Annotated in this window: 3 protein-coding genes; 2 read left to right on the plus strand and 1 reads right to left on the minus strand. The window is 58.0% G+C overall.

From position 1 onward, the window contains the following. Positions 1 to 87 precede the first annotated feature (87 nt). Positions 88 to 1,527 carry an ATP-binding protein gene (locus V6C07_RS08525; RefSeq protein WP_333535968.1) on the plus strand — a complete coding sequence of 480 codons (1,440 nt, stop codon included), beginning with the start codon at positions 88 to 90 and terminating at the stop codon, positions 1,525 to 1,527. A gap of 274 nt (positions 1,528 to 1,801) precedes the next feature. On the opposite strand, the gene V6C07_RS08530 is transcribed toward V6C07_RS08525, so the two are convergent. Beyond that, complete coding sequence (locus tag V6C07_RS08530) at positions 1,802 to 2,593, minus strand: class I SAM-dependent methyltransferase (RefSeq protein ID WP_333535969.1); 792 nt, start codon at positions 2,591 to 2,593, stop codon at positions 1,802 to 1,804. A gap of 384 nt (positions 2,594 to 2,977) precedes the next feature. On the opposite strand from V6C07_RS08530, the gene V6C07_RS08535 reads away from it, so the two are divergent. After that, positions 2,978 to 3,454, plus strand: a complete 477-nt coding sequence (locus V6C07_RS08535; RefSeq protein ID WP_333535970.1) for a hypothetical protein — start codon at positions 2,978 to 2,980, stop codon at positions 3,452 to 3,454. Positions 3,455 to 4,135 lie beyond the last annotated feature (681 nt).

Below are 4,135 nucleotides of genomic sequence, written 5' to 3' on the forward strand. Positions count from 1 at the left end.
CGACAAGGGCGGCGAAAAGGCCGCGCTCATAAAGACCGTGCGCGGCGACGGCTACATCTGGGCGGCGGAAGTGCGCCGGGAAAGCGCATGAACACCGACCGCCACCTGCCCCAAAGCCTGTTTTCGCGGCTGAGCCTTTTATTGCTTGGGGCCTTTTTTATCCTGCATACCGTGACCATCCTTACCGTGGCCGACTTTTTTGAGCGCCATATGGTGCAGAATATGCTGGCTAATCACAGCGCCACCATTGCCTTGTGCGTGCGCATGTTTGAAGCGGAACCGGCGCAAGCCAGGCCCGCGCTTATACGCGGTCTGGCGCGGTTTTCAGATGTGCGGGTGGAAATGCTGGATGAAAAGCCCGACATGCCGCAGGGGACAGATACGCTTTCGCGCTTTTTTCTGGAGCACATCCGCGAGGCGCTGGACGATCTGGCCGCGCCCGGCCAGCAGCCGAGGGTCATGCAGGCGCAGGTGAGGGTTATTATTCTCGGCAAAGAGGCCGGGCAGTGGGCCTCGCTTTTTGAAAGATTTTTTTCCTTATGGGACGTGTCCGGCTCGTTTGAGGCCCGTCTGACCATAAAACTTGCCGACGGTTCATGGTTGGGCATCAGCTATGACGGTCCTGCCCACCGCGCCCATCTTGAAGACATGCCCTTTGTGGTGCTTGGCCTGGAATTTGTCGTTTTTGCGGCCTTGCTGCTGCTCATTGTTTACAGGCTGGTGCGTCCTTTGCGCACCCTGGCGCGGGCTGCGGAAAAATTCGGTTCCTCGCAGCGCCTGCCCCACATGGTCCCGGACGAAGGACCCAGCGAGGTGCGCCACGCGGCACAGGCGTTTAATGCCATGCAAAAGCGCATCAGCGGCATCATGGAGGAACGGGAGCGGGTTTTTGCCGCCCTGTCGCATGATCTGCGCACGCCGCTCACCCGCATGCGCCTCCGGCTTGAAAGCACGCCCCCCGGGACGTTCCGGCAGAAGATGCTGGAAGACGTGCAGAGCCTGCATTCCATCGTGGAAATGGGTACGGCCATGACCCAGTGCCACCGGCATACGGAAGACCGCGTCAGGGTGGATATGCAGGCGTTTCTTGAATCCATTGTGGAGGATCGCCGTGAAATGGGCCAGGACGTGACGCTGCGCGGCCCGGAGCTTGAGCTTCCGGCCCTTATCTATCCTGTGGCCCTGCGCCGCTGTCTGGATAACCTGTTGGACAATGCCCTGCGTTATGGGCGGGAGGCTGTGCTTTCCGCTTCTGTTCAGGCGCTGCCCGGCGGGAAAAACGTATTGCGCGTGGATATTGACGACAAGGGGCCGGGGATGCCCCCGGCCTTGCTGGAAAAGGTTTTTGAGCCGTTTTTTCGTGTGGAAGGCTCACGTAACCGGCACACGGGCGGACACGGCCTTGGGCTTTCCATAGCCCGCAGCATGGCAGGCCTGCATGAAGCCGCGCTGTTTCTTGATAATCTGCCCCAGGGCGGCCTCAGGGCGCGGCTGGAGTTGCCGCTGATGGATGAACGCCACGCCTGAGGCCACAAGGCCCGCCATACGCGGGAAGGTTTTGGAACGGGGCGGCAGACAGCAGCAGGACAGCGGCAGGGTTGGGCCGTGCTGTCACATTCTGCCATGTCCTGTCGTCGCCTGCTATTTACGGGCAGGTCCAGGCAGATTCACAGGCTCAAACGGGGGCCGCCCGGTTCCGGCCTGCCCCGGTGTGCGCCCTGCCGACATGCCCGGCAGGCGAAAAAACAGCCTGCCGGAATAAAACCAAAATCACGAGGCTGCATCTGTGGGCGCTGGGTCCTTACAGAGCGGTTCTGCCGAGTATGTAGGCGCAGCGCTGCGGGCGGCTGTGGATGAGGGTGCGCCGCAAAACCCGGAAGCCGTGTTTGCGCGCGAGGTGTTCCACATCTTCATGCGACAGGCGGAAAGTATATTCCGAGGGCCGCCGCAGGTGTTCGGGCTTGCGCCAGTCTTCGGTATGATACTGGTTGTTGGTCACGCCGTTGTATCTGTCGCTGATGACGTCAAAAACAAAGAAGCCGCCGGGCTTCAGGCAGGGCCTGTACGTTTCCATAAAGGCGTCCAGCGATGCGCCGGGCAGGTGGTACAGCCAGTTGACCGACAGTATGGCCCCCTGTTTTTCAGGCAGCCGGGCGGGTGACAGGGCATTGTCCTGCCAGGTTTCCAGACTGTGGCCCAGATATTTTTGCAAATGCCCGCTGAAATGGAGCACGCGAGGGTCAATGTCGCTGCCGGAAAGATTGGTAAAGCCCTTGAGGGCCAGCCACAGCAGGTTGGCCCCGCTGCCGCAGCCCGGCTCGAAAACAGGCGTGTTTTTCGGCAGGTAACGGGCTATCCAGCCGCAGGGAATGCACACGTGCCTGCGTGGGTTTCTGCGCGCCACGGCCTCCACATGCCACGGCGGCGAGTCGCACGCACTGCTGGTTTCCTGAAGAAAGTGCAGGGGTACAGGCAGGGAGTGGCCAAGGGGCCACCTGTCGCGCAGATAGTCCATGCCCTGCCGGAAAAGATCCTTTGCCGTAGGTGCGGGTACAGGAGTCTGTATTCGCGAAAAAGCGGTTTCATTATGCATGGTTTCATATATAGCAGCAGGCAGGCGGCAAACTGTGTGTCCAGTATGACAAATTGTAACAAAGTGTTGCAGGCGTTGTGGCGCGGCAAAGCCTGCGGGGCAGCCCCGGCGGGGCCAGACTGTACTTTTCATTTTTCTAAATTTTATATAGACTGATTGCGGCAGAGAGGCATTTGCGGCTTTAGAGCAATTTCACTTTGAAATTGCTCTGGCGGCTGCGTGAGCAGACGTTCGCTACGGAGGCGTAAGCGCAGTTTATCTGCGCGGTTAAACGCCGAAGTGAGCGTGCCTTAAACTTTGAGAATGTATATTCTCAAAGTTAATCCGCTCTAGTGCCGCAAGGCGTCTGCCTGCCGCACATTCTGTACCGTTGAGGGAGAAGGCATGAACAAAATATTTGGCATTCTGGCCCTGATCTGCGTTCTGGCAGTGGCGGGCGTAGCGGCGGCGGCCACGCCGCAGGCAGGCAAGCCTGTGCAGGACAAGCCCGAAAAAGGCGCGGACCGCGTGACCGTGGTCAGCGTATCCCTTGAAGGCACGGACAGCATCGGAGCGCGACTTGGCACGAGCCTTAAAGAGCGCTTTAACAAAAGCAGCCTGTTTACCCTGAATGATGATGAAGAAAAGGATCAGCCCAAGCTGTACGTCATGCTGGAAAGCAAGGCCGAGTTTCCTGATCGTCCGGGTGTCGGCTCGGTCTATTCGGTGTGCTGGGTTTTCAAGCAGGGCAAGGGATATCTTGGATACCTTCTGGCCCGTGAACTTGGCACCGTCAATTATGAAGAAGTGGACGGGCTGGTGGACAGGCTGGTGGAGCGCACGGACGGCATCGCCGCCAAGTACAGCAGCCTGTGGAAGTAGCGGCCATGCCGCAGAGCTGGTAGAGCATTTTCATCTTGAAATGTTTGCTTGACGGCGATGCAGCGCTGCTGTCTTCGTCCGTAACTTTCTTTGTCGTAACAGTCGAAGCAATTTTGCCCTGAAAGCATTCCGTGGCGCGGATGTGCTGACGTGCTGCCCCGTCAGGTAGAAAAGCGTTATGTCAAAAGGCTCTCCATCATCTGGGGAGCCTTTTTTATGCCTTTCATGAAAGGGTGTTGTATTTTATTGTGCTTTCCGGTTCTGTGCAGCAGAAACAGGCTGGGGCTGCCCGAGTCGGGCCGTAACAGGGGAAATGCCCGGCAAGCGGGGCGGTGCAACATCGCCAGAGCGGGCGTGACCGACACCGTTCGCGATATGGATTTTCTAAAAAATCGTACCGGCGTTCCGGATTCGCCAGGGTGAACAACCTATTGGAACATTACATCTAGAGCAATGTGCACGAAAAAATGGTGCGCCTCAAGGGTTCAGGCATGCCATAAGGCGGCAAGACGTGGGGTGTGCCAATCTGAATCATGATAATATATATTCAATCATCTGAAGTTGTTTAATAATAAAGAAACGAAAATATTTGGCCCGAAAGTGTAAGCAGGGCATGTTTTTTGTGGACGGCGGCCTGTTGTCGCAATCGCCTGCGGTTGCCAGGGGGCTGCTGTCCCGGTC

Source organism: Desulfovibrio sp. 1214_IL3152 (assembly GCF_036763055.1).
Lineage (GTDB): Bacteria > Desulfobacterota > Desulfovibrionia > Desulfovibrionales > Desulfovibrionaceae > Desulfovibrio.